Annotated in this window: 2 protein-coding genes; both read left to right on the plus strand. The window is 27.1% G+C overall.

What is annotated here, in order from left to right:
- Positions 1 to 589: 589 nt before the first annotated feature.
- Positions 590 to 1,498: a GNAT family N-acetyltransferase gene (locus tag ACJDTP_RS27185; protein ID WP_238949055.1), complete on the plus strand. Its 909-nt coding sequence runs from the start codon at positions 590 to 592 to the stop codon at positions 1,496 to 1,498.
- Between the two features lie 350 nt (positions 1,499 to 1,848).
- The gene (locus ACJDTP_RS27190; protein WP_406762978.1) at positions 1,849 to 3,099 is read left to right on the plus strand and encodes an MFS transporter; all 1,251 of its coding nucleotides are present in this window, start codon (positions 1,849 to 1,851) and stop codon (positions 3,097 to 3,099) included.
- The last annotated feature ends 685 nt before the right edge of the window (positions 3,100 to 3,784 follow it).

A 3,784-nucleotide genomic window follows, 5' to 3' on the forward strand; every position in this document is an offset into this window, starting at 1 on the left:
ATGGGAGACTGTGTGGCAGAGTAGGACGTTGCGAGGTAAGCAAAAAAGATAGTTGTAATAACTATCTTTTTTTATTTTGCATAAAAAATGTGATTACTAATTTTAATGAAGAATAGAATAATAAATTTGAATTAATTGACAAATATTTTTGCATATGATAATGTTAATTTATTGAAGGATTTATTGTAAAAATATAGTAAGTCTTATGAAAGGAGAAATGGTAATATGATAAAGAGTGTAAAGGTGATTGCTGTTTAAAACTAAATATGAGCGGAAATACATTCTTATGGTAGTTGTAGCTTTTATTTGTGTTATATTTTCGCAGAATTTAGATAACCTTTCATAAATATGTGTACTATTAAGGATGAATATCATAACAGGTTTGCCTGTTTTTATAATGCCCGTAGATAGAAGCCATTTATAGGTTTGTGTCTGCGGGATTTTTCTGTCCATTTTTAGATATTCAGGAATATCAATAGTACATGATAAGATCAGCAATCAAAAAGGAGAGATGTGCAATGAAGAATTTAAAATTAAAATCTATGAAAAATTTAAAAATTTCAAAAGCAAGCAAAAAGGAGATTTTAAAATGAAAGAAGTAAATCATATAATAACTATGAAGCAATATATAGGTGAAAAAGAATATAAAGATATAAATGAACTTCAAGAAATCATAACTTCAAAGGATAAAGTAAATTTAAAGTTGGAAGTAGACTTTAAATTAGAAATGAATAAAAATTCAGAAACATCAAAGAAGAGATTAAATGAATTTTTATATTATGTAGATGATGTTTTAGTTGCTTATCTTGGAATTTCATGTTTTGGAGGAAATATAGCTGAGCTTAATGGAATGACTCATCCAGAGTGGAGGAGAAAAGGTATCTTTAAAAAACTCTTTGACCTTGCAATAGATGAATGTAGTAGGAATGGTTTTAAGAAGATATTATTATTAACAGATGGTAAATCTAAATCTGGAAATGAATTTATAAAAGCAGTAGGAGGAGAATACGATTTTTCTGAATATGGGATGGAATTAATAAGTCAGCATTTTTTAGAAAATTTATTTCCTATTAATTTAAGAAAAGCAAAGGCATCAGATAAGAAGGAATTATCAAGACAAGACTTGATTTATTTTTCTGATAAGGAGGAAAATGAAAGTTTCAAAGTTTTAGCTGAAGAAGAAACTGAACAAATTGAGGAAGATGAATCAAGAATAAAAAATGCCTATATAGCTGAATTAGACAATGAAGTCATAGGTAAAATTCATATTGAATATAATGATTACTCAGCTTTCATATTGGGTTTTGGCGTGTTACCAGAGTTTAGAGGAAAAGGCTATGGAAGAGCAGTACTAAAGGCAGCTTTAAAATTAATAAGTGAAAAAGATATAAAGCAAGTAGAATTAGATGTAGCTGATAAAAATAGTAGGGCACTTAATTTATATAAATCGTGTGGATTTAAAGAAAAATCTGTGATGAACTATTTTGTGAAATTTTAACTACTGCTTAGTTTAAAGGAGAGGAAGCTATCACTATCAGGTTAAAATCCGATAGTGATAGCTTCTGATGTAGACAGTATCATATAACTATTTATATATTCATTAATTCCTTATAAAGTTTATTAGCTTCTTTATATATTCTTCTAAATATTAACCTAATACTTCTAATGCAAATGTCATAAAATAGGATCCAATAAATAAAAAGATAATAATCATATTTGACTAAAATATTGAAATATAGATAAAATTATAGCATTAAAATGGTAATTTATATAAAAATTATTTAGTAGGAATGTTTTGAAATTTAAGGATTTTATAGGTAAAATATATTAAGAAAGGGGGCATAACAAATGAAAGATTTCATTAATAATTATAAAGGATTACCAAAGGAAATGTATGTGATATGTTTTGCTACACTCATTAACAGACTTGGAGATTTTGTAGTACCATTTCTCGCATTATATCTTACTCAAAAAATTGGAATGACAGCTGCAGCAACTGGAGTTATAGTTACATTATCATCTGTTGTGGGCATACCAGCATCCATTTTAGGTGGAAAGATATCAGATATGTTTGGGAGAAAAAAAATATATACATATGCACAAAGTATAGCAGCAGTAACATTAATACCTTGTGCTTTTACTAAAAGTGTTTCGATTACTATAATGTGTTTATTGATAAGTACATTTTTTAATGGTTTTGTACGTCCAGCATTTCAATCAATGATTCAAGATATACTTTCTAAGGAAGAAAGACAAGCTGGATTTTCTCTTAACTACCTAGCGATAAATGCAGGAGTTGCAATTGGACCAATAATAGCAGGTTTTTTATTTAATAATCTTTTACCATTGTTATTTTTAGGGGATACACTAACTTCTTTAATAGCAGTCTTTTTGGTATGGAAAAATATCAAAGAGACTTATCAGGTAAATAGTAAATTAAAGGTTGAAAGTAAATCTGAAATAGCAGAAAAGGGAAATACGTTTCAAATGCTTTGGAAAAGGCCAGCATTAAGTTTATTTCTAGTTTTATATATGGTATATAACTTTATTTATGCTCAGCATAAGTTTTCTTTACCTATAACTTTAAATGCTCAATTTAATAATGAAAGTGCTAAACTTTTGGGCTACATTATGAGTATAAATGCTGTAACTGTTTTAGTTCTTACAATTTTTATAGGTTTTATAACTAAAAGAAATCATCAGTTAACTAATATGGCTTTTACGGGAATATTATATGCTATAGGATTTGGAATGATAGGATATATTGATAATTTCAATTTTTTTATTATTTCCACAATAATATGGACTTTAGGAGAAATTTTAAGTTCAATAAGCTCAGGTGTTTATATGGCAAATAATAGTCCAAGCAATTATAGAGCCAGATTAAATGCAATAATGAATCTTGGCAGATTTCTAGGTACAGCGCTTAGTACTTTTTTTTCTGGAGCATATATTCAAGTTTATGGATATAAAACATTATGGTTTTTAATATTTTTTATTTCAATAATTTCAGGAATATTAATGTTTGTTTTAAAAATATTTTCTGTGAAATCAGAATTGGGCAATTATACGAAAAGCAAAATTAAAAGTGCTGTTTAGAAATCGTTGAGATATTCAAGAATGATAAAAAGTTGAATGTGTAATGTATTTTTGACTCAAATTAAGTGACTTTATTAGAAAGATTAAAAATAAAGATGTTATAGCATTTTTATAACTCAGATTATCAGGGCTTATTAGAGAGATATGAGAGTGCAATACAAATGTTTAAATATATAATAAATGATATTAAATCTTTGGACAACTATTGCTAGCGTATCAATATGCATAAAAGTTAGAATAATAGTGGATTATAGAGAAGAATAGGAATAATCATACTTAATGCCAATAAAATAAATAATATGTAAACAGTAGAGATGTTAAGATAAAACACGTCGCTAATAGACATAAACAAAACAACTTAAGTCTTGAAAAAATTTTAATAAAGAAGAAATTAAAAGTTTTCTACGAAAGTTGTTGACAATGTGGAATGGTGATGATATGATAAAATCCTCGCTAAGAGATGCAAAATTAATAACTTGAAGCTAATAGAACTACTGAAAAATGAGTTCAAAAAGTTTTTTGAAAAGTTGTTGACAAGCTTCGAAAGCGGTGATATACTGAGTAAGCTGTCAGAAACGACAGATAACAACAAAACATTACAACAGTAGTTGTAAGAAAGAAAAATTGGTCTTTGAAAATTGAACAGAATAAGATAAATACATTTAAGTAAACCAGCAATTTTTAT

This window comes from Candidatus Clostridium helianthi, from assembly GCF_045310795.1.
GTDB lineage: Bacteria > Bacillota > Clostridia > Clostridiales > Clostridiaceae > Clostridium > Clostridium helianthi.